The sequence below is a fragment of the Sphingosinicella sp. SM1-17 genome (assembly GCF_056821765.1).
The window spans coordinates 2,056,441-2,082,571 of the sequence record NZ_JBPDIO010000001.1 but is presented as its reverse complement, the minus strand read 5'-3'; the positions used below and the strand labels follow the sequence as shown (position 1 = coordinate 2,082,571).

Annotated in this window: 26 protein-coding genes; 20 read left to right on the top strand and 6 right to left on the bottom strand. The window is 65.4% G+C overall.

Annotation, left to right across the window (positions count from 1 at the left end; genetic code table 11):
• The first annotated feature begins 71 nt into the window (after positions 1-71).
• The 4 genes from ACRYLT_RS10435 to ACRYLT_RS10420 are packed head-to-tail and all read left to right on the top strand — an operon-like array spanning position 72 to position 3,030.
• Positions 72-1,703 (top strand): alkaline phosphatase family protein, encoded by a 1,632-nt coding sequence (locus tag ACRYLT_RS10435; RefSeq protein ID WP_482664034.1) that lies wholly within the window; start codon positions 72-74, stop codon positions 1,701-1,703.
• Positions 1,704-1,761: 58 nt separating this feature from the next.
• Positions 1,762-2,115 carry an ArsR/SmtB family transcription factor gene (locus tag ACRYLT_RS10430; protein WP_482664033.1) on the top strand — a complete coding sequence of 118 codons (354 nt, stop codon included), beginning with the start codon at positions 1,762-1,764 and terminating at the stop codon, positions 2,113-2,115.
• Positions 2,102-2,599: an SRPBCC family protein gene (locus ACRYLT_RS10425; protein WP_482664032.1), complete on the top strand. Its 498-nt coding sequence runs from the start codon at positions 2,102-2,104 to the stop codon at positions 2,597-2,599. Before ACRYLT_RS10430 ends, ACRYLT_RS10425 begins: the two co-directional genes overlap by 14 nt.
• Positions 2,596-3,030, top strand: coding sequence for an SRPBCC family protein (locus ACRYLT_RS10420; protein ID WP_482664031.1), 435 nt, complete (start codon positions 2,596-2,598; stop codon positions 3,028-3,030). The genes ACRYLT_RS10425 and ACRYLT_RS10420 overlap by 4 nt, the downstream gene beginning before the upstream one ends.
• 4 nt (positions 3,031-3,034) lie before the next feature.
• On the opposite strand, the gene ACRYLT_RS10415 is transcribed toward ACRYLT_RS10420, so the two are convergent.
• The 4 genes from ACRYLT_RS10415 to ACRYLT_RS10400 all read right to left on the bottom strand — a co-directional run bounded on the left by ACRYLT_RS10415 (position 3,035) and on the right by ACRYLT_RS10400 (position 5,460).
• Positions 3,035-3,502 carry a hypothetical protein gene (locus ACRYLT_RS10415; RefSeq protein ID WP_482664030.1) on the bottom strand — a complete coding sequence of 156 codons (468 nt, stop codon included), beginning with the start codon at positions 3,500-3,502 and terminating at the stop codon, positions 3,035-3,037.
• A 181-nt stretch (positions 3,503-3,683) separates the two neighbouring features.
• A complete protein-coding gene (locus tag ACRYLT_RS10410; RefSeq protein ID WP_482664029.1) occupies positions 3,684-4,466 on the bottom strand; it encodes a hydroxyacylglutathione hydrolase in 783 nt (260 codons plus the stop codon).
• Positions 4,466-4,912: an SRPBCC family protein gene (locus tag ACRYLT_RS10405; protein ID WP_482664028.1), complete on the bottom strand. Its 447-nt coding sequence runs from the start codon at positions 4,910-4,912 to the stop codon at positions 4,466-4,468. Before ACRYLT_RS10405 ends, ACRYLT_RS10410 begins: the two co-directional genes overlap by 1 nt.
• Positions 4,913-4,926: 14 nt before the next feature.
• Positions 4,927-5,460 carry an Lrp/AsnC family transcriptional regulator gene (locus ACRYLT_RS10400; RefSeq protein WP_482664027.1) on the bottom strand — a complete coding sequence of 178 codons (534 nt, stop codon included), beginning with the start codon at positions 5,458-5,460 and terminating at the stop codon, positions 4,927-4,929.
• Between the two features lie 186 nt (positions 5,461-5,646).
• Here ACRYLT_RS10400 and ACRYLT_RS10395 point away from each other — a divergent pair, with 186 nt between their 5' ends.
• From ACRYLT_RS10395 to ACRYLT_RS10365, 7 genes are read left to right on the top strand one after another with little or no spacing between them, the layout of a single operon-like run.
• Positions 5,647-6,645, top strand: a complete 999-nt coding sequence (locus tag ACRYLT_RS10395) for an aromatic ring-hydroxylating oxygenase subunit alpha (protein ID WP_482664026.1) — start codon at positions 5,647-5,649, stop codon at positions 6,643-6,645.
• Positions 6,646-6,666: 21 nt separating this feature from the next.
• Entirely contained in the window at positions 6,667-7,107 is a 441-nt protein-coding gene (locus ACRYLT_RS10390; protein ID WP_482664025.1) for a nuclear transport factor 2 family protein, read from the top strand.
• Between the two features lie 58 nt (positions 7,108-7,165).
• Positions 7,166-9,388: a TonB-dependent receptor gene (locus ACRYLT_RS10385; RefSeq protein WP_482664024.1), complete on the top strand. Its 2,223-nt coding sequence runs from the start codon at positions 7,166-7,168 to the stop codon at positions 9,386-9,388.
• An 8-nt stretch (positions 9,389-9,396) separates the two neighbouring features.
• On the top strand, positions 9,397-9,783 hold the full coding sequence (locus ACRYLT_RS10380; protein WP_482664023.1) for a RidA family protein: 387 nt from the start codon (positions 9,397-9,399) through the stop codon (positions 9,781-9,783).
• Between the two features lie 14 nt (positions 9,784-9,797).
• Entirely contained in the window at positions 9,798-10,256 is a 459-nt protein-coding gene (locus ACRYLT_RS10375) for an SRPBCC family protein (RefSeq protein ID WP_482664022.1), read from the top strand.
• Complete coding sequence (locus ACRYLT_RS10370) at positions 10,253-11,524, top strand: NAD(P)/FAD-dependent oxidoreductase (protein ID WP_482664021.1); 1,272 nt, start codon at positions 10,253-10,255, stop codon at positions 11,522-11,524. The genes ACRYLT_RS10375 and ACRYLT_RS10370 overlap by 4 nt, the downstream gene beginning before the upstream one ends.
• A gap of 30 nt (positions 11,525-11,554) precedes the next feature.
• The gene (locus tag ACRYLT_RS10365; RefSeq protein WP_482664020.1) at positions 11,555-12,790 is read left to right on the top strand and encodes an NAD(P)/FAD-dependent oxidoreductase; all 1,236 of its coding nucleotides are present in this window, start codon (positions 11,555-11,557) and stop codon (positions 12,788-12,790) included.
• A 64-nt stretch (positions 12,791-12,854) separates the two neighbouring features.
• Here ACRYLT_RS10365 and ACRYLT_RS10360 read toward each other — a convergent pair whose 3' ends face one another.
• A complete protein-coding gene (locus ACRYLT_RS10360; protein ID WP_482664019.1) occupies positions 12,855-14,108 on the bottom strand; it encodes an FAD-dependent oxidoreductase in 1,254 nt (417 codons plus the stop codon).
• Between the two features lie 46 nt (positions 14,109-14,154).
• Positions 14,155-16,569: a TonB-dependent receptor gene (locus ACRYLT_RS10355; RefSeq protein ID WP_482664018.1), complete on the bottom strand. Its 2,415-nt coding sequence runs from the start codon at positions 16,567-16,569 to the stop codon at positions 14,155-14,157.
• A 193-nt stretch (positions 16,570-16,762) separates the two neighbouring features.
• On the opposite strand from ACRYLT_RS10355, the gene ACRYLT_RS10350 reads away from it, so the two are divergent.
• The 9 genes from ACRYLT_RS10350 (at position 16,763) to ACRYLT_RS10310 (ending at position 26,082) form a co-directional block, all read left to right on the top strand.
• Complete coding sequence (locus ACRYLT_RS10350) at positions 16,763-18,100, top strand: metal-dependent hydrolase family protein (RefSeq protein WP_482664017.1); 1,338 nt, start codon at positions 16,763-16,765, stop codon at positions 18,098-18,100.
• Positions 18,101-18,114: 14 nt separating this feature from the next.
• Entirely contained in the window at positions 18,115-19,947 is a 1,833-nt protein-coding gene (locus tag ACRYLT_RS10345; protein WP_482664016.1) for a DUF885 domain-containing protein, read from the top strand.
• A 149-nt stretch (positions 19,948-20,096) separates the two neighbouring features.
• Positions 20,097-20,351 (top strand): hypothetical protein, encoded by a 255-nt coding sequence (locus ACRYLT_RS10340; protein WP_482664015.1) that lies wholly within the window; start codon positions 20,097-20,099, stop codon positions 20,349-20,351.
• A gap of 111 nt (positions 20,352-20,462) precedes the next feature.
• On the top strand, positions 20,463-21,467 hold the full coding sequence (argC, locus tag ACRYLT_RS10335) for an N-acetyl-gamma-glutamyl-phosphate reductase (RefSeq protein ID WP_482664014.1): 1,005 nt from the start codon (positions 20,463-20,465) through the stop codon (positions 21,465-21,467).
• The gene (argJ, locus tag ACRYLT_RS10330) at positions 21,464-22,624 is read left to right on the top strand and encodes a bifunctional glutamate N-acetyltransferase/amino-acid acetyltransferase ArgJ (RefSeq protein WP_482664013.1); all 1,161 of its coding nucleotides are present in this window, start codon (positions 21,464-21,466) and stop codon (positions 22,622-22,624) included. The genes argC and argJ overlap by 4 nt, the downstream gene beginning before the upstream one ends.
• The gene (gene argB, locus ACRYLT_RS10325) at positions 22,621-23,514 is read left to right on the top strand and encodes an acetylglutamate kinase (protein WP_482664012.1); all 894 of its coding nucleotides are present in this window, start codon (positions 22,621-22,623) and stop codon (positions 23,512-23,514) included. Before argJ ends, argB begins: the two co-directional genes overlap by 4 nt.
• Positions 23,511-24,374, top strand: coding sequence for an ornithine carbamoyltransferase (gene argF, locus ACRYLT_RS10320; protein ID WP_482664011.1), 864 nt, complete (start codon positions 23,511-23,513; stop codon positions 24,372-24,374). The genes argB and argF overlap by 4 nt, the downstream gene beginning before the upstream one ends.
• A complete protein-coding gene (locus ACRYLT_RS10315) occupies positions 24,371-24,853 on the top strand; it encodes an arginine repressor (protein WP_482664010.1) in 483 nt (160 codons plus the stop codon). The genes argF and ACRYLT_RS10315 overlap by 4 nt, the downstream gene beginning before the upstream one ends.
• Positions 24,850-26,082: an argininosuccinate synthase gene (locus tag ACRYLT_RS10310; protein WP_482664009.1), complete on the top strand. Its 1,233-nt coding sequence runs from the start codon at positions 24,850-24,852 to the stop codon at positions 26,080-26,082. Before ACRYLT_RS10315 ends, ACRYLT_RS10310 begins: the two co-directional genes overlap by 4 nt.
• Positions 26,083-26,131 lie beyond the last annotated feature (49 nt).

Sequence of the window (26,131 nt, the reverse complement as noted above, 5' to 3'; positions counted from 1 at the left end):
GGCGAGGAAGCTGTTGATTTGTAACGGCGTTGTGCCAAGGCGGAGCGAGTCGTGTATCGGGGGAAAATCGGATGAAGTTGAAGTTCGCCGCCGCCTTGGTTGCTCTGATGTCGGCAACGGCCCCGGCGGGTGCGCAGCCGCAAGGCCAGCCCAAGCTGATCGTCGCCATCTCCGTGGACCAGCTTTCGTCCGACCTGTTCGCTCAATACCGCCAGACCTTCACCGGCGGCCTGAGACGGCTGTCGCAGGGCGTCGTCTTTCCTTCCGGCTATCAGGGGCACGCTGCGACCGAGACCTGCCCCGGCCATTCGACGATCCTGACGGGATCGCGGCCGGCGCGGACGGGGATCATCGCCAACAACTGGTACGACCTCGGAACGGCGCGCGAGGACAAATATATCTATTGTGCCGAAGACGAGCGGGTCGAAGGCAGCAGTTCGGACAATTATACCGTTTCCCCCCATCACCTGCGCGTGCCCACGCTGGGCGAGCATATGCGCCGCGCCGACTCTTCGAGCCGCACCGTCGCCGTGGCCGGGAAGGATCGCGCCGCAGTGATGATGGGCGGCCGGGATCCGGCCCAGCGCTGGTGGTGGGGCGGGGTTGAATTCGTCAGCCATTCGGGAACCGAAGCTCCGCAATCGGTCCGCAGGATCAATTCGGCGGTTGCCCAGGCGCTCGCGGCGCCGCGCCAGGCGATGCCACTCGCGCCGGTCTGCGAAGCGCGAAGCCGGGCCATCCCTCTCGAAGGCGGCGGCGGTCCCGTCGGAGCGGGCCGTTTCGCTCGCGAGGCCGGCAACCGCAATGCCTTCCGGGCATCGCCGGAACTTGACGGGGCAGTGCTCGCGCTGGCCGTCGCTCTGCGCGACGAACTCCGCCTGGGCCAGGGACAAAGCACCGACCTGCTCGCGATCGGCCTTTCCGCCACCGACTATGTCGGCCACAGTTTCGGAACCGAAGGATCGGAAATGTGCCTTCAGCTGCTCGCTCTCGACCGGGCGCTCGGCGATCTGTTCGATCATCTCGACCGGACCGGCATCGACTATGTCGTGATGCTGACCTCGGACCATGGCGGACATGACATTCCGGAGCGGATCCGTCAGCAGGCGGGTCCGGACGCGGCTCGCGTGGACCCGGCGCTGAGCGCCCGAACCATGAACGAAACCCTCGCCCGGCAGCTCGGCCTCTCCGGGCGGCTGCTGTTCGGCGACGGTGCCTTCGGCGACATGTATGTGAGCCGCGACCTGTCGCCCGAGGATCGCCGCCGAGTCCTCACCGAAGCGGTGAACGCCTATCGTGCTCACGCCCAGGTGGCGGCCGTCTTCACCAAGGAAGAGATCGCCGCCACGCCTTCGCCATCCGGACCGCCGGACAATTGGACCCTGATCCAGCGCGCCCGTGCCTCCTTCGACCCCGAGCGATCAGGCGACTTCTACGTGATGCTGAAGCCGCGGGTGACCCCGATCTTCGACACGAGCCGCGGCTACAGCGCCACTCACGGCAGCCCCTGGGACTATGACCGGCGCGTGCCGATCCTGTTCTGGCGCGGCGGCCTGACGCCGTTCGAACAACCGCTTGCGGTGGAAACGGCCGACATCCTGCCGACCCTTGCGGCGCTGATCGACGTGACCATCCCGGAAGGGACGATCGACGGTCGCTGTCTCGACCTGATCGAAGGGCCGGAAACCTCCTGCCCCCAATAGTTAAGCACTCACCTAAGTTTCTCTTGCGCGGAAGGGCTCGGCCTGATTAGTTAAGCACATGCTTAACGAATCGGCCGCGCTCGATCTTGCTTTCCAGGCGCTCGCCGATCCGACGCGCCGACAGATGGTCGCCCGACTAAGCCGCGGACCTGCTTCCGTGAGCGAGCTGGCGAAGCCGCTGACCATCAGCCTGCCGGCCGTGCTTCAGCACCTGCAGATGCTCGAGCAGAGCGGCCTCGTCCAAAGCGAGAAGAAGGGGCGGGTCCGAACTTGCCGGATCGATCCCAGGGCCTTGAGCGAGGCGGAGCAGTGGATCGCCGAACAGCGAGTGCTCTGGGAGGCGCAGCTGGATCGGCTGGAAGCCTATCTCGAAACCCTGAAAGCCGAGGAGGAAAAGAATGGCCGAACATGATCTCGTCCTGGAACGGACCCTCGACGCGCCGCGCGAGCTGGTTTGGCGCGCCTGGACCGATCCGAACCATCTGAAACACTGGTTCGCACCCAAGCCTTACGAGATCTCGGAAGTCGAGCTCGAGGTCCGGCCCGGAGGCATCTTCCGAATCCGGATGGTGGGACCGGACGGCTTCGACACCGGCCATGGCAATGCGGGCTGCGTGCTGGAGGTCGTCGAGGGCGAAAGGCTGGTGTGGACCAGTGCGCTTGGCCCGGGCTTCCGCCCCACCGCGCTTGCAACGGAAGGCTGCGAGTCCTTCCCGATGACGGCGATCATCACCTTCCAGGATACCGGCGACGGCCGGACCTTGTACCGCGCGGTTGCGCTCCACAAGGACTCGGCCGACAGCGACACGCACGCGAAGATGGGCTTTCACGAAGGCTGGGGAACGGTTGCGAGCCAGCTGGAGCAGTTTGCCCGGAGACTGCGGCAGGACGCATGACGGACGAATCGTTCGTCCTCGCGGTCCGGCGGCGATTCGATGCGCCGCCGGAACGCGTCTTCGATTGCTGGCTCGATCCGGCCGAAGTCCGCCACTGGCTGTTCGCCACGGAGGATGGCGTCATGGAGACGTGCGAACTCGATCCGCGGGTCGGCGGCCGGTTTGTCATTTCCGAGCGGAGAGGCGATGAACTGGCGGAGCATTTCGGCGAATATGTCGAGATCGACCGTCCACGGCGGCTCGCCTTCGACTTCTGGACCCGCTTCAGCGACGAACGCAGCCGAGTGATCGTCGAGGTCGCCGCCGACGGCGACGGCTCGCTGCTCACCCTGACGCATCGAATGAACGCGCGCTGGACGCCCTACGAGGATCGGACGCGCCAGGGATGGACGATGATCCTGGAAGGACTCGCCCATTCCCTGGCGCGCTGAGCCGTCAGCAGCTTCGATCGATCTCGCGTCCGACCAGGGCGCCGACGGCGCCGCCGATGACCGCTCCGACCGTTCCGTCGCCGCCGCGGCGCGAATAGCGGCGATTACCGCCGCGGGCGACTTCCCGGCCGAGAAGAGCGCCGGCGGCGCCGCCGACGATGGCTCCGGTGGTGCCGCTTCCGCAGAGCCGGCGATCATAATAACGTCGGTCGCCATAGCCGCGAGCATACCTGCCACGATCGTCATAGCCGCGATCGTAATAACCGCGGTCGTAATAGCCTCGGCGGGAGGCGCGGCGATCATAGCCGCCGCCATAATAGTCGCCGGGACGATAACGGCGCGGCGCCTCGCGATAATAGCCGTCATAGGAACGGTCGTAATAGCCGTCGCGATGATCCGCCTGCGCCGCGCCGGGCAGCATCACGAGTGCGGAGAGCGACGCGGCAGCGCCAAGCATGAATTTTCTGAGCATGAAACGGGCTCCTTCAGGATACGCTGGCGGCGCAGGTGCCCGCCGGATCCCACCCTGGGCGCCAGAGGCTGAGCGACAGATGAACATCAGGGTTGATGCCCACTCCTCGCCTGCAAGCGGTCGCGTCGCGCACGACCGCGGATTGCCAGAGCGACTGAACGAAGTGGAAGTCCCACACCGGCTACCACTGATCCCGGATTTTTCTCAGCCAGGCGAAGACCACCGAGCGGTCGGCCGCCTCGAGCACTGAGCCTCCTTCTTGTGCGAAGCGCTCGCGCAGGCCGGGGTCGTCCAGCCGAAAGAACAGATTGATCTCCAGTTCATCGGCCATCGAGGTGAACAGGGTTTCTAGTCGCGCCGGCTCAAGCAGTTCCGCCGCCTTCGCATTGTCCGGATCGAGGCTCAGCGTGAATTCGAGATTTCGGGCGAGATAATCGTGGCCCGGATAGAGCCGAGTGCGGGGCGGCAGCTCGTCCTTCAGTCGCTCGATCGTCAAATGAAGAGTCCCGACATGGCCGCCAAAGCCGCAATTGCCGACTCCCGCCCCGAACAGAGTGTCGCCGCACAGCAGGAAGGGCTCGTCGTCCTGGCTTCCGAGGAGACTGATATGGGTCATGGTGTGCCCCGGAGTCTCGAGCACGCGCAGCGAGAGGCTCGAGCCAATATCGACAACGTCCCCTTCGACCAGCATCCGGTCGAACTTCTCGATCACGCCCACCGCCGCCCTGGCGGCAAGCACCCTGGCGCCGGTCTCGGCGCGCAACGCCTCGTTCCGGCCGGCATGGTCCCAATGTTCGTGCGTGCTGACGATCTGGGTGATGTCCAGGCCCCGCTCGCGCGCTGTCTCCAGGGTGAGATCGAGGTGGAAGGGATCAATCGCCGTCGCCTCCCCCGTTTCGGCGCAGAAGACGAGGTAGCTGATATGATTGTAGCTGTTGCCGACCGGCGTCGCCAGGACGGGCATCAGGCCGGTTCCCGCTCGGCAATCGTCTTCATGTTCTGGAGGAACAAGCGAAAATTGGTCTCGGAAATCGCCTTGGCTTCGGCTTCTTCCATGTCCACCGGGATGAAGGTCGAACGAAGCATGAGGATGCTCGCTTTGGGCCCGGCCCGGATCACCTTGGCCCGGCCGAGATAGTCGGCGAACGGAACGGTGCCGCCGGTGTCGACGATTCGATAGGCCAGCTCCATCTCTTCCGAGTCGAAATGTTCGCACCGTTCGACGACATGGGTTTCGCCGAGATGGCCTTCGGTTCGCATCGTCCGGACCATTCCGAGCCCCTCGCCCTCGAACTCGATCGCCGCGACGAAACCTCTGCTCGCCTCGCGCTGTCCGTCGTGCGAGGCAAGGAGGTGCCACACCCTTTCCGCAGGCGCTTCGATGCGCGTTGCCCGTTCGTTCACCACCATCGTCTTTCTCCCGCTCAGGACGATTTCGCGCCGCGCCCCATCACCCCGTCCAGGCTCCAATGGAGCTTGACCTTGTGCACCTTCAGAATGAGGTTGTTCTCGACCTCGGCGATGTCGCTCTGGCCGTAGCAATGACGGGTCAGGAAGGCGCGAAAGTCGTCCTGCGACTTGTGGTAGGTTGCCATTCCGAGATCGAAGCGGCCGAGCAGCATGGTGAGGTAATAGACCTCCGGCACCTCGGCGAGCCGATGCGCAACCGCATCGACGTCCGCGCCGGCCGCGACCTTGATGAAGGTCATGGTGTTGAAGGTATAGCCGAACGCATCGGGAAGCGCCTCGGCCTGTATAGTGATGACATTGTCGTTGATGAGCTGGCGGACGCGGTTGCGAACGGTGCCTTCCGAAACTCCGACGATCGACGCGATGCTGGAATAGGCCATTCGCCCATCCTGCTGAAGCAGCTCGATGATCCGTCGATTGAGCTCGGGGCCCTCCAGCTGTGCCTCGACCGCTTCCTGTTCGGCCCTGCGCCCGCGCGACTGGCTCATCTTCTCCAACTCCGTTCTCCCCGCCTTGCCTTAGCCTAGACCTGCAGGGCCAATCGCCCAAACGATGCGCATTCCTGAGCGTATCTGTCAAGTTATGCCGGATATCGCAGTGTGTGTCTTGACGTCTTACGGTTTTCGTAGGACGTTATGACGAATCGATGACCGGATCGAAACGGGAGTTGGCCCATGAATGCGATCGCCGAACCAGTGCTCCACCGCCGGCCGCTCGAGCCGCTCAAGGAAGGTGAGGACGGTCAGTTCACCCAGAGCTGGTTTCCGGTCTGCCTTTCCACCGACGTTGCACCGGGCGGATTTGCGGGCTTCGATTTCCTCGGCGGACGCGTGGTCGTGATGCGGGATTCCGAAGGGCAGGCCAGCGTGCTCAGCGCTTATTGCCCCCATATGGGCGCGGACCTCGCCGGCGGCGAGTTGGTCGACGGCACGATCCGCTGTCCGTTCCATTTCTGGCGCTTCGGAACGGATGGCCGCTGCGTCGCGACCGGCACCGGCGACAAGGTTCCGCCAACGGCGAAGCTGTTCGCCTTCCCCACCACCGAGAGATATGGCTGCATCTTCGCGTTCAACGGTACCGAGCCGCTGTTCGACCTCCCCGAATTCCCCAAGCCAGCGGAAAATCTCGTCTGGAAGATCGGCGAATGGAACGTCCGGATGCCGGTCGATCCCTGGGTGATCTGCTGCAACACGCCCGACATGCAGCATATCAATGTCGTTCACGGGATCACCTTCGACAGCGAGCAGCCGCACGACGAGGTTCGCTGGGCGCCGCATTCGATGACCTACGAGCTCAAGGGCACGATGCGCGACGGTACCCGGATCGAGTTCGACGTCGGCATCTTCGGCACCAGCATCTACTGGCAGCACGGGATGCTCGGCGGCCGCTGGTTCGGCTTTGTGGCGCCGATGGGGCTTCCGCGCCCCGGCGAATGCCGGATGTTCTTCGCCGTCGCCGTCGAGGACGATCCGTCCGATCCGCAAGGGACGAAGGCCTTCCTGGACGCGATGTACGACCTTGAGGTGCACGTCGCCACGGAGGACCTGCCGATCGTCGAGCGGGCGAGGTTCCGGCCGGGGACGCTCACCAAGAGCGACAAGTCGCTATCGAGATTCCTTCGCTACGTTCGGGATTATCCGCGCGCGCACCCGTCGGCGAGCTTCATCAACTGATCGAAAGACGAGGAGAGCGTCATGGGGGCGAGACTGACGGAAGAGGATATCGAACAAATCGGCAGGGTCTGCCCCCGGCTCTATGAAGCGGTCGGGTGGAGCGAGGACAAGGCGCCGGACTGGGCCGCCTTTCGTGACTGCTGCCATCCCGACATCCTGCTCGTGCCGATGGGAAGCGGAGCAGCGACCCCGATCGGACTCGAAGCCTTCATCGCAGGCATGGAGGCCCAGCGGACCAGCGGCGCAGTCGCGCAGCTCTCCGAAGTCGAAACCAGCCGGGAGGTGACCGGCTATGCCAATCTCGCGAGCGTTCGAAGCAGCTTCGTCGCGACCATCAACGGCGAGGCCCGACGCGGCGTGACTTTCGCTCACCTCGTTCGCGAGGCTGGGCGCTGGCGGATCATCGCGACGGCCTGGGAGAATGAAACGGAGGAAGACCCGCTGCCCAGCGACTTCGAGTGACATGAGCAGATTCGCCTAGAAGAAACGGCCAAGAGACGCCGCCAAGGGGGAGAGGAAGATGAGGAAAGATCGGATCGCGGCGGCACTGATGTCGTCCGCTTTGGCGGCGCTGACTGTTCCCGCAGCGGCTCAGGAAACCGTCGATTGTGCAGCGGCGCCCGACGGGTCGGCCGAGGCGCAGCAATGCGCCGCGACCGCAAATGCCGAAGGCGGCGCCGACATCATCGTCACGGCTCGGCGTCGCGCCGAAAGCCTTCAGGACGTTCCTGATTCCATTACCGCATTCACCGCCGACGATATCGCCGAGCGGCGCCTGGAGCGGATCGACGACTTTCTTGCGGTCACATCCAACGTCCGGATCAACAACGATCAGGATACAGCAACGAACAACATCGCGATCCGCGGTCTGGGCGCCAACCGCAACCAGGCAGCCGCGGTCGCCTTTTCGGTCGACGGTGTGGTTCTTCCCGATTCCGACGCCTTCACGATCGACCTCACGGACGTGGAGCGGGTGGAAGTTCTCAAGGGGCCGCAGGGCGCACTCTACGGTCGAGGCGCGATCGCGGGCGCGATCAACATCACCACCCGTCGCCCCACCAACGAATGGGAAGGCGAAGCCCGGGCAAGCTACCAGACCGGCGATGCCTGGCGGGTTTTCGGAGCGGTTGCCGGCCCGATCGTCGAAGATACGGTTCTGGCCCGCATTTCCGTATCCCACCGCGACAGCGACGGCACCATCATCAACCAGTTCGACGGCGAGGGAATCGACCGAAGCCGACAGTCACGCCTCACCGGCCGATTGATCCTGACGCCCGCGCCCGGCCTGGAGATCGATCTTCGCGCCGCTCATACGGACGAGACCGGCGGCTCGACATGGTTCAGCCGCGCCGACGTGCTCGGCCAGGGGGGCGCGATCACCGAGGACATCGCCGCGATCCGGCCGTCCCAGGACACAAGATCGCTGACCGAGCGCCAAATCACCGACCTGTCGATGCTGGTCAATTACGATGCCGGCTTCGCCACCCTCACCTCGATCTCCGCCTACAACCGGATCGACGTCTTCTTCCGACAGGACCTGGACCTGTCGCCCTTCCCGCTGGTGCCCAACGCCCAGCAGTCCCGCGACACCGAAGCCTATAGCCAGGAGATACGGCTGACTTCGCCGGGCGGACAAAGGCTGCGCTACATTCTCGGCGCCTATTACCAGCACTCACGCCGCGACATCGAGACGTCGGCGGTGCTCGACCTGTGCCTGTTCGCGGGAAGCTGTTTCAGCGGCCCCGGCGGCAGCTTCGCGTCGGGAGGCACGCTGGCGGCGCCGCTCGCCGACAACCGGATCACCTTCGATCAATATGCGCTGTTCGGACAGCTGAATTTCGACCTGACGCCGCAGCTCGAGCTCACCGCCGCACTTCGCTACGACGCCACCGAAGGACGCATCGACGACTTCTTTTCCTCGCTCGTCACCGAGGAAACGTTCGAGGCGCTCCAGCCGAAAGTGTCGATCGCCTATCGTCCCTCGCGGCAGTTGATGGTCTATGCGACCTATTCGCAGGGCTTCAAGAGCGGCAGCTTCAATCCCGCCGCGGCCGGACCGGCCTTTCCACGGGTTCTCGGGGAGGAGACGTCGCGCAACTACGAGCTCGGATTCAAGTCGACCCTGCTCGATCGCCGGCTCATCTTCAACGGCGCGGCCTTCTATACCGAGCATCTCGATCCGCAGATCTTCCAACTCGACCCCGCAACGATCACTCAGGGTTCGCTGAACGCCAATCGGGTGGAAATCACCGGCTTCGAGCTGGAGCTGAACGCCCGGCCCATTCGCGGCCTCGAGCTCAGTGCCGCCTTCGGCTATCTCGACGCCCGGATCGACGATTTCAACGGCACCGAACTGTATGTCGGGCAGCAGATGCCCAATGCACCGGAATTCACCCTCAATGCCGGCGCCCAGTACCGCTTTCCGATTAGCGGGAGCTTGACGGGTCGCGCCCGGGTCGATGCCGCCATCATCGGCAGGCAGTCCTTCCAGGATTTTCAGTTCCCGCAGAATGACGAGCTCTATCTCTTCCAGCGCAGCTACGGCACCGTCGATGCCCAGCTCGGTCTGGAAGGGTCGAACTGGACCGCGACCTTGTTCGTGCGCAACCTGTTCGAGCGGGATTACGCGACCAGCGCCTTTTCCCGCTACATCTTCGCCGCCGCCCTCGTCCCGCTCAACAGCGACGCGATCCAGCCCGACCCCGGCCGGATCGTCGGAGTCGAGCTGGGCTTCCGATTCTGAGGAAGATCATGACCGAACAAGTCCGATTTCACCTGCGACCGGAAGGCGAGAAGGCGTTCGGTTACGCTCAGGCGGTGAGGACCGGGGATTGGCTGCTCGTCGCCGGCACGCTTGCCGTCGACGATTCCTTCAAGCCGGTCGCATCCGGGGACATGGGCGGCCAGATCGCCACGATCTACCAGGCCATCGCCCGGACTCTTGAAGCACATGACCTCGGCATGGCGGACATCGTCAAGGAAACCCTGTTCGTCACCGATATGGACGCTTTCCTGGCTGCCAACAGCCGCCGGATCGACGCCTATGCAGGTGCTCTGCCTGCCGCCACCGCGGTCGAGGTCCGGCGGCTCGCCTTTCCGGAATGCCTCGTCGAGATCGAGGTCATGGCGGCCTTCTGAAGAAGGGAATGGATATGCCCATGCTTGCCGACCTGTTCGTCCCCTCGGTTCGATGTCATCGTGCGATCCGCCTCGATCGGCCGGCGGCCGAGGTCTGGGCGGTGGTCGGCGATCTCGCCAGCCTCGTGCCCGGCGGCGGGATGATCGAGCGGGTCGAGTTGGTCGGCGAGGGTGCAGGCGCGATCAGGACCTACCATCTGGTTGGGGGCCATCAGGTCGTCGAGCGGATCGAGGAATATGATCCATCCCTCTTCCGTTATGTCTATCGGATCCTCGATCCCGGCCCCCTGCCCTGCACGCACTATCTCGGCCTGGCGCAGGTCACCCCGGCGGGCGGTGCGAGCCTGCTGTCCTGGACGGCGATGGCCAACCCGATGGACGAGGACCCCGAAGCGCTCGGCGCGCTGCTCCATGCGAACTTGTCCGGAGCCCTCCAGGCGATCGCCGCTCATTTCGAAGCCGGCGGCCAATGAAGCGCGGCGTCGCCCCGGCCTGGACGGCAGGAAGCGCGACGCCGGCATCGATTCCGCTCCAGGACCCGGTTTCGGCCGATGTGATCGTCGTCGGCGCCGGTTTCGCCGGGGCCATCGCCGCTCTGGAACTGGCGACGGCCGGCCGTTCGGTGGTGGTCCTCGATGGCGGAGGATTTGCGAGCAATGGTTCGGCAGCGAGCGCCGGCCAGATCGGTCCGCTCTTCTACGGCGCCAGGAAAAGCCCCGACAGCGTCATCGCAAGGCTCGGGCGGGAGCAGGGCGAGCGATTGAACCGCGCCGTCGCCGCGTCGGGGCGATGGCTGTTCGAAACCATCGCCCGGCACGGAATCGAATGCGAAGCACGCACCGGCCTGCTGTGCCTTAGCCGAAGCGAGCGCAGCCTCAGCCAGGCGAGCGCCAGGTTCGACAAGTGGGCCTCTTACGGGGGCGCCGCGCTGACGCTCGGCCCAGGCGAGCTTTCGGACCACATTCGTTCGCCGAAATATGCCGGCGGGATCCTCCTCCCCGACGGCGGCTCGCTCAACCCCGCCTTGCTGCTGGCCGGCCTTATCGAAGCGGCCAAGCGGCAGGGCGCGGCGATCCACTTCCGCACGCCGGTGAGCCGGGTGACGAAGCAGGGCGGCCTGTGGGTGGCGACGACTCCGGAAGGAAAGGCGATCGCTCCGCATTTGCTGGTCGCCTGCGGGACGGCGGGCGGCGAGATCTGGCCGGGTCTCGACCGCACGACCTTCACCGCCGGCTGCGGCTTCGCGACGACCGATCCGATCGCCGACCGCGCCGCTTCGCTGCTCCCCAAACGCGGTCCGGTCGTCGACCTGGACGACAAGGCGGTTTTCGCGCCGGCGATCACCGCCGACGGACGGCTCGCCGTCAGCTTTCTCATATCCGATCCGGCCGCGGATCCGACCGTGGCAATCAGGCCCGCCCTTCGAAGGCTTCGGACGGCGTTCCCGGACCACCCGCTCGCCCCCTTCACGCGCTTCTCCTCCGGTCGGATCGCGCTGACGCCCGACGGCCTGCCGCGGCTGTTCAGCCGGGACGGAATGGTCGCGGTGACCGGCTGCAACGGTTTCGGGCTCACGCTGGGCGCGCTCGCCGCGCGCGAGGCCGCCCGGCTCATCCTCGGCGAACCCGCCGAGCGGCTGGCCCTGCCCGTGACCGACCTGAAGCCGATCAAGGGGTCACGATTGATGTCCGCAATCTTCGCCGGCGCGCTGGTTCCATTCGTCAACCGGTTCGGCGCCTAGACCGTCCAATCAAAGCAGGAGTGTTGCCTTATGGCTGAGACTGCCGATGTCGTGATCGTCGGCGCCGGGATCATCGGGATGAGCGCCGCCTTCCAGATCGCCCGCCGATCCGCGCTTCGAGTCGTCGTCCTCGACAAGGGCGCCGGCCCCGCGGAGGGCTCGACCGGCGCCTCCTCCGCGGTTTGCCGGTTCAAATATTCCAATCCGGAGATCGTCCAGCTCGCCACCGACGGCATCTCCGCCTACCGCCACTGGAGCGAGTTTCTGGGCGTCTCCGAACCGATCGCCCGCTATCACCCGATCGGAGTCCTCTGGCTCGGCAACGACAGCGAATGGGCAAGAAAGGAATCGGCGCGTCTGTCCTCGCTCGGAGTCGCTGCCGACTCGCTCGACGACGAGGATCTGGCGCGAAACTTTCCCTCGATCAGCGCATGCCGGGTCGCGCCCGACCTGGTCGGCGGCGAGGCGCATGACTGCCGCGGCGGCGGCGGCCACCTGTTCGAGCGCGACGGCGGCTATATGGACCCGGTCGACGCGCTCCAGGACCTGATCGGCGCGGCACGATCGCTCGGCGTCGAGCTTCGCTTCAACAGTCCGGTCGACGGGATCGAGGCGGAGGGCGGCTCAGTCCGCGGCGTCCGCCTGGCCTCGGGCGAAACCCTCTCCTGCGGCGCCGTCCTGCTCGGCGCCGGGTCCTGGTGCCTCGACTTCCTGGCACAGCAGGGTCTCGATCGCTGGCCGCTCGAGCCGACCCGGATCCAGATCGTCCATATCGATCGACCCGCGGAAGTTGCGGAGCCCCTGCCCGTCTGCGTCGATCTTCCGGGCGGCATCTATTTCCGTCCGCAGAACCGGGGACAGCAGATCATCGTCGGCTCGGTCCGGGAGGAAGACGAGCGCGAGGCGATTGCCGACCCGGACGAGTTCGCGCGCTTCGTCGACGACGAATTCCTCCACCCCAAGCTGTTCGCGCTCCAGCACCGACTGCGCCTCGATGATCTGAAGGGGCCGATCCGGGGCTATAGTGGGCTCTACACGATTAATCGCGCCGACATGCACCCGATCGTGGGCGCGACTCCGCTGGCGGGCTTCTACGTCGCCAATGGCTGCAGCGGGCACGGCTTCAAGCTCGCCCCGGCGATCGGCAGCCTGATCGCGCGCCAGATCACCGGCGAACGCGCCGATTTCGACACCTCGATGGACCCGGCGTTCCTCGCCTTCGACCGCGAGCCGATCCGATTAGCGGCGCTCAACGTGCTCGCCTGAGCCGGTCAGGGTTGACCCCGGAGAGGCGCTCAGCTCGCTACGCCTTCCGGGCGTCAGGTCCGGCCTAGTGAACGGCGCGGTTCTGCGCTTCCGCCTTGGTTGCCAGCGAGAAGCGCGGCTCGACCTCATCGAGCCGCCCCTCGAGCAAGTCGGCGGCATAGGCGCCGACCGCCGGCCCGTGCTTGAAGCCATGGCCCGATCCGGCGCCGACCAGGAGCAGGTTGCGCCATTGCGGATGGAAGTCGATCAGGAGGTCGCCATTGGAGCTGTTCTCATACTGGCAGACGCGCGCCTCGTTCATCGGTGCCCGCGCCAGCGCTGGGAAGCGGCGGGCCATGAAGGCGCGGACCTCGGCGAGCGCTTCCGGCGTCGGCGTTCGTTCGATCGTGTCGGGATCGATCCTCGGACCATGAGCATCGTGGGCAATCTTGAAGCCGCGATTTTCGAGATCCGGAAAGCCGTAGTAGATGTCGCCGCCGTTGAAGTCCGCCCAGCCGGGCAGATGGCCGGGGGTGAAACGGGAGTCGCCGGGAGGCGTGGCAAAGTAGAAGATTTCCTGCCGGGTCGGGAAGATCCGGGAACCCAGCAGCTGCGGAAACAGCTTGGCAAGCCAGGGGCCGCAGGCAAAGACGAAGCGATCCGCCTCAATCGTCCGCCCGTCCAGTGTCGTGACGTGCCGAAGCCGCTCGAGATCGTCCCGGGCCGGCGGGGCGACCGCAGCGCGCTCGTAAAGCCCGCCCGCCGGAATGTAGCGCTGAACCAGCGTCTGCACCGCGCGCCGGGCCATCAGCGCGCCGAAGCGCGGCTCGAACAGGCCCACTTCAACGCCGCTGAAATCGATGCCTGGAAAACGGCCCTGCATCGCGGCGCGATCGAGGCTTTCGGTTTCGAGACCCAGACGGCGGTGAACCTCGAGCGATTGCTCGACATAGGGCTCCACCGTCGGAAAGAAGAAGAGCACGCCGGTCTCGTGGAAGATCGGAAGCCCGGCGCTATCGGAGAGGCGCTTCCAGTCGGCAAGCGACGCCAGCGCCATCCGGGTGTAAACCTCGTCCGGTCCGTAGGCTGCGCGAGTCATGCGTGACTCGCCGCCGGAGGAGGACCGGGCATGGGCCGGTCCCCAGGCGTCGAGCAGGAGTACCTTGCCGCCGCGGTCGCGAAGCTTTTCGGCCGTCCAGGCGCCGAACGCGCCCGCGCCGATCACGACCGTGCGGGGATCGCTTCCGAGCGATTGCGCCCTGGCCAGCGCCGGCGCGGCGAGCGTGGCCGCCGCCCCGGCACCGGAGAGCAGAAGCGAGCGACGGGTCAATCGCGCCATGGCTGCAGTCCAGCGAAGCCGCCTTCGGCGAGGAAGGCGGATCTGCTCAGGAACCGAACCGCTTGCGGACGGTGATGCCGATCGTCCGCGGCTGGCCGATATTGAAGCCCAGACGCGCCCGTCCGCCGCGCTCCCGATCGAAGGAGAGCAACGGGTTTTCGTCGAACAGGTTGGTCACATAGACCATCACGCCAAGCCCGTTGTCCCAGTCCACGCCGGCGCTGAGATTGACCAGCTGATAGTCCGGGAGCTTCAGATCCACAGTCGTTGCCGCACTGGCAGGCGCCCCGCCGAACGGCAGGCCATGGACGAAGGTACGCGGGTTATTCTCCTGGTCGCTCGGCTGGGTGTAGCGGCTTCCGACATGCTGGGCCGAAGCCGAGACAAAGCCCTCAGCATCAGTCGCAACCGGGAAGCTGTAGCTTGCCGAGGCCGAAATCTGGAAGTTGGGTACGGTCGGCAGCCGGTTGCCGTTGCGGATCCCGGTCGTCGTCGCCAGCGGCTCGGGCAGCGTCGAATCGAACTCAGCCTCGAGCACGCTTCCCGCAATCTGCAGGGCGAGGCCCTGGACCGGCTCGTAGCCGAGTTCGAACTCCAGCCCCATCGTATGTGCCTCGGGCACGTTGAAGACGATGCGCGATGAGCAGGAACCGGCGTCCAGAGTCACCTGGAGATTGCTGATGTCCGTGTAGAAGGCGGCGGCCGAGAAATTCAGCCCACGCCGCTGAGCGCGGACGCCCAGCTCGTAATTCCAGAGCGTCTCGTCGTCATAGGTCTGAAAGCCGCCGAACAGGGCCTCGTCCTCGGGCGAGCAAAGCGGCAGGTTGAGCGGATCGTTGACGCCGCCCAGCCGGAAGCCCTTGGAAACCTGGGCATTGACCCGGACATTGTCGGTGGCTTCGTAGGTCGCGATCAAGCGTGGGCTGAAGCCGTTCGAAGTCGTCCGGTCGGTGCGATTGTCGCCGTTCGCGAACAGGCCGCCGGACTTGAAGCTGCGCTCTTCCTCGAAGTCGTAATAGCGCCCGCCGGCGGTGACGGTGAACCGATCGGTGATGTCGTAGCTCGCCTCGCCGAAGAGAGCCGTCTGGCGGATGTCGTAGGGCAGGTCCGAATTGTAGGGCGAGTCCGCCGGGAAGCCGTTGCGCACCGCCGCCGACGTACCCGCGCCGAGCGTCGCATCGGTCGCGGCGTCATAGCCCGGAGTTGGCAGCCGCTGGCGATAGAAGCGGTCGGTGTTCGAATAGAAGGCGCCGACCACCCACTGGAACGGCCCCGAGACGCTGGAACTGAGGCGCACCTCCTGAACGAAGGACTGGAGGTCCGTCCTGTCCACGAGATTCGAGGGCAGGAGCACCGCGGAGTCCGGGAAGCCGAGGTCGACGGACACGCTGCCGGTGAGGGCGCTGGCGTCGCGGCTGACCAGGATATCGCGATCGATGTAGGAGGTGATCGAGGTAAGTTCGACCGGGCCCATGTCCCAGCTGAACGTCAGGTCGGTCAGGAAGGTGTTGTCGGCGAACGACTCGCGCAGCAGCAGATATTGCTCGCGTTCGTCGAGCGTGATCGCCGGACGGGTGGTGGTATAGGGATTGGCGAAGAGATTGTAGATTTCCTGCCGGTTGAATCCGTTCGCTCGAATCTCCTGATAGACGACCCGCGGCGTGATCCGGACGTCGGCGGTCGGCTCGATCGCCACCGAGAAGCGGCCTCCGGTCCGGTGACCGCTGTTGACGTTCTCGTCGACGCCGCCGCCTTCCCGCAAGGCATCGATGAACCCGGCATATTCCGTATGATAACCGACGATGCGAGCCGCCACGCCGTCAGCGAGCGGCGCATTGAGCGCACCCTTGATGTGCCCACCCAGATCGTCGCCGATGACGTTGAGGTTGCCTTCGACCGTGGCGTAGAGCTCGTCCATTTCCGGCTGGTTCGTGATGTAGCGGATGGTTCCGCCGACCGAACCCGAACCGAACAGCGTTCCCTGCGGCCCGCGCAGGGTTTCCACGCGGTTGAGGTCGAACAGATCGAGATCCGGGGTGAAGAGCGAAAGCGAGATCACCGACTCGTCAAGATAGACGCCGACCTGCTCCTTCACGCCAGGCTGGTCGCGAACGACCTGTCCTGCCGACACGCCGCGAACCGAAACCTGGCTCTGACCCGGTCCGAGATTCTGGATCGTGAGGCCGGCGACGTTGCGCGACAGATCCTCGATCGTGGTCGCGGCGGAGCGCTGGATGTCCTGCTCCGTCTGGGCATTGATGGAGAAGGGCACCTCGAACAACGAGGTTTCGCGCTTGGTCGCCGTGACGATGATATTCTCCTCGCCAAAGGCAGATGAGGATTGCGGCTCCGGCGCGGCCTCCTGTCCGCTCTGGGCTAAAGCCGGCTGGGAGCCCAGCGCGAGCAGCGAGACGGCGCTGGCGAGGATGACCTGACGGGCGCGAAACCGGTAGCTGAGCATGCGAACCCCCTTCTAATTGTGACCATCAGGTTACTTTGCCGGGATGACTGCGACAACATTCTGAAGACTCCCGCCGCAAATCGGCGACACTCCGTTGCAGCGGAGCCACAGGAACACCCGTAAACCAAATGGGCCATTGGCCCTCGCCCCGGTTTCGCTATCGTCGCCCATCGATCAAACGGGGAATCCATCGATGCGCCTGTCCGCCCTGCTGCCGATCCTGTTCGCACTCGTCGTCGGTCCCGCCGCCTCAACTGCGCAGACGGTGCAGACCGCGCCGGCCGATGATCATTATGTCATCCATGCCGGCTCCCTTCTGGACCGGCCGGGCCGTGAACCCCGGCGCAACGCGAGCGTTCTCGTCCGCAACGGCCGGATCGAGTCCGTCCAGGAGGGTTTTGTCCCGCCACCGCCCGGCGCGCGGCTGATCGATCTTTCCGACAGCTTCGTCCTTCCGGGACTGATCGACTCCCACGTCCATCTCGACAGCGATCGCGCCGGCGTGGAAGGTCAGCTCGCCGCCCTCACCGACAATGTCGCTTTGCGCGCCCATGAGGCGGCGTGGAATGCCCGCAAGACGCTCGACGCGGGCTTCACCACGGTTCGCAACCTCGGCTCGGACGACGGCGTGACCCTGGGCCTTCGCGACGCGATCGCCCGCGGCTGGGCGATCGGTCCGCGGATCGTCGACGCAGGAACCAGCCTTTCCACAACAACGGGGCACATGGATCCGACCCTCGGCTATCGCGAGGATTTCCATGACGAGCTTCGCCGGTCGGGAAGCACCTGCGATGGGCCGGACGACTGCCGCCGCGCGGTTCGGCGCCAGGTCGCCCGCGGAGTCGACGTCATCAAGATCGCCACCACCGGCGGGGTCAACAGCCGCATCGGCCTCGGGCTCGGAGCGCAGATGTTCGAGGACGAGGTCCGGGCGATCGTCGAGACGGCGCATCTTTACGGCAAGAAGGTCGCGGTTCACGCCCATGGTGCCGACGGCATCAATCTCGCTCTCAGGGCCGGAGCCGATTCGATCGAGCACGGAACCCTGATCGACGACGAAACCCTTCGACTGTGGCGGGACAGCCGCGCTTATTACGTTCCCACCCTCTCGACGGTGAATGGCTATATCGAGCGGCTCCGCGCCAACCCGAATGCCTATACCGGCGAGGTTCGCGAGAAGATCGAATGGCGGATCGGGATCACCGGCCAGGCGCTGCGGCGGGCGGTTCCGGCGGGCGTGCGGATTGCCTTCGGCACCGATGCCGGAGTGTCGATGCACGGCCGAAATGCCGACGAGTTCCCGCTCATGGTCCAGAACGGAATGACGCCGATGCAGGCGATCGTCGCGGCCACCGTCAATGCCGCCGACCTGCTCGGCCTGGCGAGCGAGATCGGAACGATCGAGGCCGGCAAGAGCGCCGACATCGTCGCCGTCCGGGGAAACCCGCTCGCGGATGTCGCGCTGCTCAGGAACGTGCGTTTCGTCATGGCCCGGGGGCGGGTCCACCGCCACGACCGACAAGAACAATGAGGGAGCCTGAATAGATGATCAGTCTGGATCGCCGCCAGTTCCTGCTCGGCTCGGCTGCAACCGGCGCGCTTGCGCTTTCCGGCTGCGCCGGCCTTGCACCGAGGTCGGAGGCCGCCGCCGCACGGGCACTCTACGACAGCATCTTTGAAGGCATGCTCCGGGCCTCGCCCGAGATGGCAACGAGCCTGGGTCTGGATTCGGGCGAGCGGGCCTATCTCAAGAGCCGGCTCGACGATTCCTCGCCGGCGGGCAAGATGGGCATGTACCAGCCGCTGCTCGACCACCTTCCGCGGCTTCGGCAGGTCGGCCGCGATCGCCTCCAGTCGCGCGAACAGGCCTGGCTCGACACCGTGCTTTGGCTGGGCGACCGGATGAGCGAAGCGGCGACCTTCTCCTATGGCGGCATTGGCGGCTACAATTATCCGGTTCCTTATGTGCTCTCGCAGCTAACCGGATCCTATCAAAGCGTCCCCGATTTCCTGGACAGCCAGCACAAGATCGAGACTCGCGAGGACGCGCTGGCCTATGTCGAGCGACTGGAGGCATTCGCGCGCAACGTCGACCTGGAAGTCGATGCCGCACGGGCCGACTCGGCCCGAGGCGTCGTCCCTCCCACCTATATTCTCGACAAGGCCCTGACCCAGACCCGCAATCTCCGAAGCGAGCGGGGCCAGGAATCCGGGCTCGTCCAGTCGCTGGTCCGGCGGACTCGCGAAAAGGGAATTCCCGGCGACTGGCAGACCCAGGCGACGGCCATCGTCGACGGCCGCCTAGCCTCGGCGCTCGACCGCCAGATCGCTCTGCTGACGGAACTGCGGCGCGGTGCAGGCACCAATCCGGCGGCTGGACGGCTGCCGGACGGCGAGCGCTTCTACAATCTGTGCCTTCGGTTCCACACCAGCACCAGCCTGACGCCGGATCAGGCGCATCAGATCGGGTTGACCCAGGTCGCCGAACTTACCGCCGAGCTCGATCCCCTGCTCCGGCGGGAGGGCCTTAGCCGCGGCACCGTCGGCGAGCGAATCAACGAACTGAGGGAGCAGGAGCGTTTCCTTTATCCGAATAATGATTCCGGCCGGGCCGAGCTGCTCGCCGACCTTGATCGGCAGATGGACGCAATCCGGGCCCGGATGCCCGAATATTTCGCGACGATCCCGACATCACCAATGGAAGTGAAAAGGGTTCCGCCGGCGATCGAAGTGGGCGCGCCGCGCGGCTATGCGCAGGGACCGAGCCTCGACGGTTCCCGACCCGGAGCCTATTACATCAACCTGGTCGATACCCGGATCTGGCCGAAATGGGCGCTGCCGACACTCACTTATCACGAGAGCATTCCGGGCCATCTCTGGCAGGGGTCGATCGTCCTGGAGAACCAGTCCATCCCGCTGCTTCACCGCAACATCGGGATCCCGGCCTATGGCGAAGGCTGGGGACTTTATTCGGAGCAGCTGGCCGACGAGATCGGAATGTATGCCGACTTCCCGACCGGCCGGATCGGGATGCTGCAAAGCTTCCTTTACCGCGCGGCCCGGATCGTCATGGATACGGGGATGCACGCCAAGGGGTGGAGCCGCGAGCAATCGATCCGCTATTTCACCGAAAAGGTCGGGCTGGACCCCATCTCCGCAACGAGCGAGGTCGAGCGCTACATCGTCTGGCCGGGCCAGGCCTGCAGCTACAAGCTGGGCCACAACGAGTTCGTCCGACTGCGCGAGGAGGCGCGCTCGAGGCTCGGTCAGCGCTTCGATATCAAGGGCTTCCACGACGCTGTATTGCTAAACGGCGACATGCCGCTTGAAGTACTGGGGCAGGTAGTCAGGCGTTGGACCGAACAGCAATTGGGCTGAATTGGTGGCGATTGCAGAACTCGCAACCCGTTTTAACTTGATTGGAACATAGTACAGTATATTGTGCAGGAATCCGGTCGGCCGATTTGCTCGGCCGGCCGGACTTGTCTCCGCCCGACTCCGTCGGGCGGCATTTGTGGGAGGAAACAATGCTTTCCAAGAAGCTGGCGGCTCTGGCTGCCCTCTCGCTGATGGTCGGCAGCACCGCCGCCGTCGCCCAGTCGGCTTCGCCGCTCAGCCTCAGCAACGCCCCCGCCATCGAGCGGGCCGGTGCCGAGGCCGAGGACGCGAACCGGCTGGAAGGCATGGGCATCCTGCCGTTCGTCGGCATCGCGGTCGTGGTCGTGGCGATTCTCGCCCTGACCGACACCTGGCCGTTCGACGACGATCCCGACAGCCCGTAAGGGATAAGGGATTTGAACAGGGTAAGCTGCTCCTTCGGGGGCAGCTTACTTTTTTTGTAGCAAGCCCGGTTCGACGTTGCATATCTATACATTGGTATGCATATAGCCGCGATGTCGATCAACATTGCCATCCTGGGAGCCTCCGGATTCGTCGGAGGAGAGCTGCTCCGACTCTGCGCCGGACATCCGGATCTGCGGCCGGTCCGATTGTTCGGCGACAGCCAGGCCGGCCTTCCGCTCGAAACCGTCCACCCGCACCTCGCGCCAGCCTATCCCGACCTGGTCGTGGAGCGCTTCGCGCCTGAGCTTCTCGCCGGGATCGATCTCGTCTTTGCCGCCCTTCCGCACGGTCATTCGCAGGCGATCGCACCGGAGATCCTGGCTCGAGGAATCCGCTTCGTCGATCTCGGCGCCGATTTCCGACTGAACGAGGCATCGGAATATCAGCGCTGGTACAAGGAGCCGCATCAGGCCCCTGACCTGCTCGGCCGCTTCGTTTACGGCATCCCGGAACTTCATCGCGAGGCGATCGCCGCCTCGAGCAGCGTGGCTGCAGCGGGCTGCTATCCGACCTCCGCCATCCTGGCGCTGAAGCCGCTGCTGGAGCTGGTCGAGCCCGGCACGATCCTGGTCGACGCCGCTTCGGGCGTGTCGGGCGCGGGCAAGGCGCTCAAGGAAGACACGCATTTCAACACGGTCGACGAGAATCTGACCGCCTATGGCCTGCTTTCCCACCGCCATACCGCCGAGATGGAGATGGAGCTGGGCGGCCCGGTGCTGTTCACGCCGCACCTCGCCCCGATGAACAGGGGAATACTTGCGACCTGCTACGCCAAGGCGAAGACTCCCTGCGATCCGCTCGAGGCTCTTCGGTCGGCTTATGCGGACGAGCCATTCGTCCACGTGACGGAACGGCCGCCCTCAACCAAATGGACATTGGGGTCCAACGCGGTGCACCTCACCGCGCGCTATGAGGAGCGGACGGGCTACATCCTTGCCATCGCCGCCCTCGACAACCTCGTGAAAGGAGCCGCCGGACAGATGATCCAGTGCGCCAATCTGATGCTCGGCCTCGATGAGACGGCCGGACTGCCGCGTGTCGGGGTCTGGCCATGAGCGTCACCGCCGCCGAGGGTTTCGTCGCCGCCGGCTGCCATGCCGGGATCAAGCGCCGAAAGCACGACATGGCCCTGATCGCGACCGAGGATCGCCAGCCGGTGACCGCGGTCGCCGTGTTCACCCAGAACAAGTTCGTCGCTCCGCCCGTCACTCTGGATCGGCAGCGCCTTGCCGCCAATGGCGGGCGCGCTGCGGCGGTGATCGTCAATTCGGGCAACGCCAATGCCGGTACCGGTGCTCCCGGGCTTGCCGACGCGGATGCGATGACGGCCGCTGCCGCCGAAGCGCTCGGGATCGACAAGCAGGATGTGCTCGTCTGCTCCACCGGGATCATCGGCACGCCACTGCCGATGGACGTCATCCTGAAGGCAACGCCGAAGCTGGCAAGGAAGCTCAACGTGGATGGGGCCGAGGAAGCCGCCCGAGGCATTCTCACGACCGACCACCTGCCGAAGCAGGCCCTCGTCCGGGGTTCGACCTTCACGCTCGGTGGAATGGCCAAGGGCTGTGGAATGATCGCTCCCAACATGGCGACGATGCTGGCCTTCCTGACCACGGACGCCGATCTTCCCCGGGACCGGCTTCAGCAGATCCTTCGCGACGCCGCCGACCGCACCTTCAACACGCTGAATGTCGACGGAGCGACGTCGACCAACGATACGGTGATCCTTCTTGCCAACGGCCGGCGCGGCAAGGCGGACGAAGCGGAATTCGCCAATGCGGTGCACCGGCTGTGCGAGGACCTGACCCTGCAGATGGCGCGCGATGCCGAGGGCATGACCAAGATGGCACTGCTCCGGGTAAGCGGGGCGGCCAGTGACTCCGAGGCCCGGATCGCTGCCAAGAATATAGCCGAGAACAATCTGGTGAAGTGCAGCTGGCATGGCGGAGATCCCTATTGGGGCCGTCTGCTCGCCGCCGCCGGATCGGCCGGGATCGCCTTCGACTCCGAGCGGAGCCGGGTATCCTATGGCGGCATCATGGTTTCCAGCGGCGGCGTGCCCATCGCCCATGACGAAGCGGCCGTCGCCGAACATATGAAGCGCGAGCAGATCGAGATCGAAGTCGACCTCGGCGTCGGCCGTGGCGAAGCGCGGGTCATCGGGATCGATCTCGGCCCCGGTTACATCAAGGAAAATGTGAAGACGTCATGATGAGTCCCGCCGTTACCGCCCAGGTCCTCGTCCAGGCCCTCCCCTATATCCGACGCTTCGCCGGCAAGGCGGTGGTGGTGAAGCTGGGCGGAGCCGCGATCGACGCGACGCTCGACAAGGCGCTCGCCCAGGACGTGCTGCTGCTTCGAAGCGTCGGCGTGCGCTGCGTTCTCGTCCATGGCGGCGGTCCGCAGGTCGACGTGCTGATGCGCCGGGTGGGCAAGGAGCCGGAATTCCGCGACGGCCTGCGCGTGACCGATGCCGAAACCCTGGAACTGGTCCGGATGGTGCTGGTCGGAAAGATCAACCGCGACCTGGTCGGGACGATCAATCGCGAGGCGATCGAGGAACCGGTCGCAGTCGGAGTCTCGGGCGAGGATGGCGGCCTTCTGACGGTCGCTCCGCGCGAATCCTCGCTCGGCTATGTCGGCGATGTCAGCCATGTCCGCGCCTCGGTGCTTCACCGACTGCTTGACGAAGGGCTTACCCCCGTCGTGTCGACGATCGGCGCGGATCCGACCGGGCAGCCCTACAACGTCAATGCCGACGAAGCCGCCCGCGCGATCGCCGTGGCGATGGGCGCCGAGAAGATCGTCTATCTGACCGCGGCTCCCGGCCTTCTGGAGGACGTCAGGGACGAATCGACCCTGATCCCGCGGCTGACCTCGGCCGAGCTTCGCGAGCTTATCGACCAGGGCGATTCGGCCACTCCGGGCCGGGTCGCTGTCAGCGCAGGCATGATCCCCAAGCTCAGGGCCTGCGCCGACGCGGTCGATGGCGGGGTCGGCACCGCCCATATCATCGACGGGCGAGTGCCCCATGCTCTGCTGATCGAGCTGCTGACCGACGAAGGCATTGGAACCATGGTGCGGCGGGAGAAAAGCTGGTGAGCGATCTACTCACACTCGCGGAACTGGACCGCGAAGCCCTGTTCGAAATCCTCGCGCTCGCCGAGCGAAGCGACGTCGGAGCGCCGCTGGCCGGAAAGGGCGTTGCCCTGCTGTTCCAGAAGCCGAGCGCGCGCACCCGCAATTCGATGGAAATGGCGGTCGTCCAGCTCGGCGGCCATCCCGTCTACATCCAGGCCGAAGAAATCGGGCTCGGGCTCCGCGAAACGGCCGAGGACGTTGCGCGGACCCTTTCCTGCTATCACGAAGTGATCGCCGCGCGAGTCTTCGACCACGCCCATCTTGAGCAGATGGCCGCGGCGACCGAAACCCCGCTTCTCAACATGCTTTCCGACACCGATCATCCGCTCCAGGGGCTGGCCGACCTGCTCACGATCAAACAATTGGTCGGAACCCTTGAAGGCGCTCGGATCGCCTATGTGGGCGACGGCAACAACAATGTCGCCAAGTCGCTCGCGGAAGGCTGCGCCCTTGCCGGAGCGAGCCTGACGATCGCAAGCCCGGAGGAGTTCCAGCTCGCCGCTCCGCCGGAAGGCGTTCGGCAGGTCGTCAATCCCGCCGAGGCCGTCAAAGGCGCACAGATCGTCTATACCGACGTCTGGGTGTCGATGGGCCAGGCCGAGGAGACGGCCGCCCGCCATTCGGCGCTGGCGCCCTATCAGGTCGACGAAGCGCTGATGGCGCTCACCGACGATGCCTGGTTCATGCACTGCCTTCCCGCCCATCGCGGCGAGGAAGTCGAGGCGGCCGTGATCGACGGACCGCGTTCGGCCGTCTGGCGCCAGGCGGAAAATCGGATGCACACGGCGCGCGGGGCGCTCGCCTGGCTGGTCCGGCGATGAGCGACCTGCGCGCCCGACGGTTGCGCGCGCTGGCCGACCTGCTCCGAGGCGGAAGCTTCGCCAGCCAGGAGGAAGTCACCGAGCGCCTCCGTCGGCTCGGCTTCGCGGTGACTCAGGCGACGGTGTCCCGTGACCTGGAGCAGCTCGGAGCGATCAAGGTGAAGAAGGGCGGAATCCTGTCCTATGCGCTTCCGGACCAGATTGCGGACGCCGACTGGAGCACCGAGCGGCTCGAGCGGATCCTTCGCGAATGGGTGCTTTCGATCGAGGCCGCCGGGCAGTTGCTGGTGATCCGGACTCCGCCCGGTTCCTCTCATCTCGTCGCCTCCGCCATCGACCAGGCGCGACTGCCGGAAATTGCCGGCACGGTTTCCGGAGACGATACCATGTTCCTTGCCGTCCGCGACGGCGTTCCCCTGCCCGCTCTGCTCGACCGATTCCGGCAGCTGATGGGCCAATCCAAAGAGACGATCGCATGACCAGTGACAAGCCGAACAAGGTGGTGCTTGCTTATTCCGGCGGGCTCGACACCTCGATCATCCTGAAATGGCTTCAGACCGAATATGGCGCGGAAGTCGTCACCTTCACCGCCGACCTCGGCCAGGGCGAGGAGGTCGAGCCGGCCCGACGCAAGGCGGAGATGCTCGGAATCCGTCCCGAGAACATTTTCATCGAAGACCTGCGCGAGGAGTTCGTCCGCGACTATGTCTTTCCGATGTTCCGGGCGAACACCGTCTATGAAGGGCAGTATCTGCTCGGCACCTCGATCGCCCGACCGCTGATCGCCAAGCGCCAGATCGAGATCGCGCGGCAGGTCGGCGCCGACGCGGTCTGCCATGGCGCCACCGGCAAGGGCAACGACCAGGTTCGGTTCGAGCTCGGCTATTATGCGCTTGAGCCCGACATCCGAGTGATCGCGCCCTGGCGCGAATGGGAGTTTTCCAGCCGGGAAGGCCTGCTCGACTTTGCCGAGAAGCATCAGATCCCGATCGCCAAGGACAAGAAGGGCGAAGCCCCCTTTTCGATCGACGCCAATCTCCTCCACTCCTCGTCGGAGGGCAAGGTGCTCGAGGACCCGGCGGTTGAGGCGCCGGAATATGTCCATCAGCGCACCATCTCTCCCGAAGAGGCGCCCGACCGGCCGACCGTGATCGAGATCGCCTTCGAGCGCGGCGACCCGGTCGCGATCGACGGCGAGCGCCTGACGCCGGCGGCGCTTCTCACCAGGCTCAACCAGCTCGGCCACGACAATGGCATTGGCCGTCTCGATCTGGTCGAGAACCGCTTCGTCGGAATGAAGTCGCGCGGAGTCTACGAGACTCCCGGCGGAACCATCCTGCTCGCCGCCCATCGCGGGATCGAGAGCATCACTCTCGATGGCGGAGCGATGCACCTCAAGGACGAGATCATGCCGCGCTATGCCAAGCTCATCTATAACGGCTTCTGGTTCAGCCCCGAACGCGAAATGCTCCAGGCGCTGATCGACAAGAGCCAGGAGCCTGTCGCCGGCACCGTCCGGATGAAGCTGTACAAGGGCAATGCGACGGTGATCGGCCGCGAAAGCCCGTACGCGCTCTACGACCAGGATCTCGTCACCTTCGAGGAAGGCTCGGGCTCCTACGACCAGCGCGACGCCGCCGGCTTCATCCGGCTCAACGCATTGAGGCTTCGGATCGCGGCAAAGCGGGATCGCCTCGCCGCCCGCTGAACGCCTTCCGATCCAGCAGCGGGCTCCGGCGACGCCCACGACGGCCGTG

What these genes read in the sequence shown, in the direction of transcription:
- ACRYLT_RS10435 (WP_482664034.1), top strand. Translation starts at nt 72, where the DNA reads ATGAAGTTGAAGTTCGCCGCCGCCTTGGTTGCTCTGATGTCGGCAACG.
- ACRYLT_RS10430 (WP_482664033.1), top strand. Translation starts at nt 1,762, where the DNA reads ATGCTTAACGAATCGGCCGCGCTCGATCTTGCTTTCCAGGCGCTCGCC.
- ACRYLT_RS10425 (WP_482664032.1), top strand. Translation starts at nt 2,102, where the DNA reads ATGGCCGAACATGATCTCGTCCTGGAACGGACCCTCGACGCGCCGCGC.
- ACRYLT_RS10420 (WP_482664031.1), top strand. Translation starts at nt 2,596, where the DNA reads ATGACGGACGAATCGTTCGTCCTCGCGGTCCGGCGGCGATTCGATGCG.
- ACRYLT_RS10415 (WP_482664030.1), bottom strand. Translation starts at nt 3,502, where the DNA reads ATGCTCAGAAAATTCATGCTTGGCGCTGCCGCGTCGCTCTCCGCACTC.
- ACRYLT_RS10410 (WP_482664029.1), bottom strand. Translation starts at nt 4,466, where the DNA reads ATGCCCGTCCTGGCGACGCCGGTCGGCAACAGCTACAATCATATCAGC.
- ACRYLT_RS10405 (WP_482664028.1), bottom strand. Translation starts at nt 4,912, where the DNA reads ATGGTGGTGAACGAACGGGCAACGCGCATCGAAGCGCCTGCGGAAAGG.
- ACRYLT_RS10400 (WP_482664027.1), bottom strand. Translation starts at nt 5,460, where the DNA reads ATGAGCCAGTCGCGCGGGCGCAGGGCCGAACAGGAAGCGGTCGAGGCA.
- ACRYLT_RS10395 (WP_482664026.1), top strand. Translation starts at nt 5,647, where the DNA reads ATGAATGCGATCGCCGAACCAGTGCTCCACCGCCGGCCGCTCGAGCCG.
- ACRYLT_RS10390 (WP_482664025.1), top strand. Translation starts at nt 6,667, where the DNA reads ATGGGGGCGAGACTGACGGAAGAGGATATCGAACAAATCGGCAGGGTC.
- ACRYLT_RS10385 (WP_482664024.1), top strand. Translation starts at nt 7,166, where the DNA reads ATGAGGAAAGATCGGATCGCGGCGGCACTGATGTCGTCCGCTTTGGCG.
- ACRYLT_RS10380 (WP_482664023.1), top strand. Translation starts at nt 9,397, where the DNA reads ATGACCGAACAAGTCCGATTTCACCTGCGACCGGAAGGCGAGAAGGCG.
- ACRYLT_RS10375 (WP_482664022.1), top strand. Translation starts at nt 9,798, where the DNA reads ATGCCCATGCTTGCCGACCTGTTCGTCCCCTCGGTTCGATGTCATCGT.
- ACRYLT_RS10370 (WP_482664021.1), top strand. Translation starts at nt 10,253, where the DNA reads ATGAAGCGCGGCGTCGCCCCGGCCTGGACGGCAGGAAGCGCGACGCCG.
- ACRYLT_RS10365 (WP_482664020.1), top strand. Translation starts at nt 11,555, where the DNA reads ATGGCTGAGACTGCCGATGTCGTGATCGTCGGCGCCGGGATCATCGGG.
- ACRYLT_RS10360 (WP_482664019.1), bottom strand. Translation starts at nt 14,108, where the DNA reads ATGGCGCGATTGACCCGTCGCTCGCTTCTGCTCTCCGGTGCCGGGGCG.
- ACRYLT_RS10355 (WP_482664018.1), bottom strand. Translation starts at nt 16,569, where the DNA reads ATGCTCAGCTACCGGTTTCGCGCCCGTCAGGTCATCCTCGCCAGCGCC.
- ACRYLT_RS10350 (WP_482664017.1), top strand. Translation starts at nt 16,763, where the DNA reads ATGCGCCTGTCCGCCCTGCTGCCGATCCTGTTCGCACTCGTCGTCGGT.
- ACRYLT_RS10345 (WP_482664016.1), top strand. Translation starts at nt 18,115, where the DNA reads ATGATCAGTCTGGATCGCCGCCAGTTCCTGCTCGGCTCGGCTGCAACC.
- ACRYLT_RS10340 (WP_482664015.1), top strand. Translation starts at nt 20,097, where the DNA reads ATGCTTTCCAAGAAGCTGGCGGCTCTGGCTGCCCTCTCGCTGATGGTC.
- argC (WP_482664014.1), top strand. Translation starts at nt 20,463, where the DNA reads ATGTCGATCAACATTGCCATCCTGGGAGCCTCCGGATTCGTCGGAGGA.
- argJ (WP_482664013.1), top strand. Translation starts at nt 21,464, where the DNA reads ATGAGCGTCACCGCCGCCGAGGGTTTCGTCGCCGCCGGCTGCCATGCC.
- argB (WP_482664012.1), top strand. Translation starts at nt 22,621, where the DNA reads ATGATGAGTCCCGCCGTTACCGCCCAGGTCCTCGTCCAGGCCCTCCCC.
- ACRYLT_RS10315 (WP_482664010.1), top strand. Translation starts at nt 24,371, where the DNA reads ATGAGCGACCTGCGCGCCCGACGGTTGCGCGCGCTGGCCGACCTGCTC.
- ACRYLT_RS10310 (WP_482664009.1), top strand. Translation starts at nt 24,850, where the DNA reads ATGACCAGTGACAAGCCGAACAAGGTGGTGCTTGCTTATTCCGGCGGG.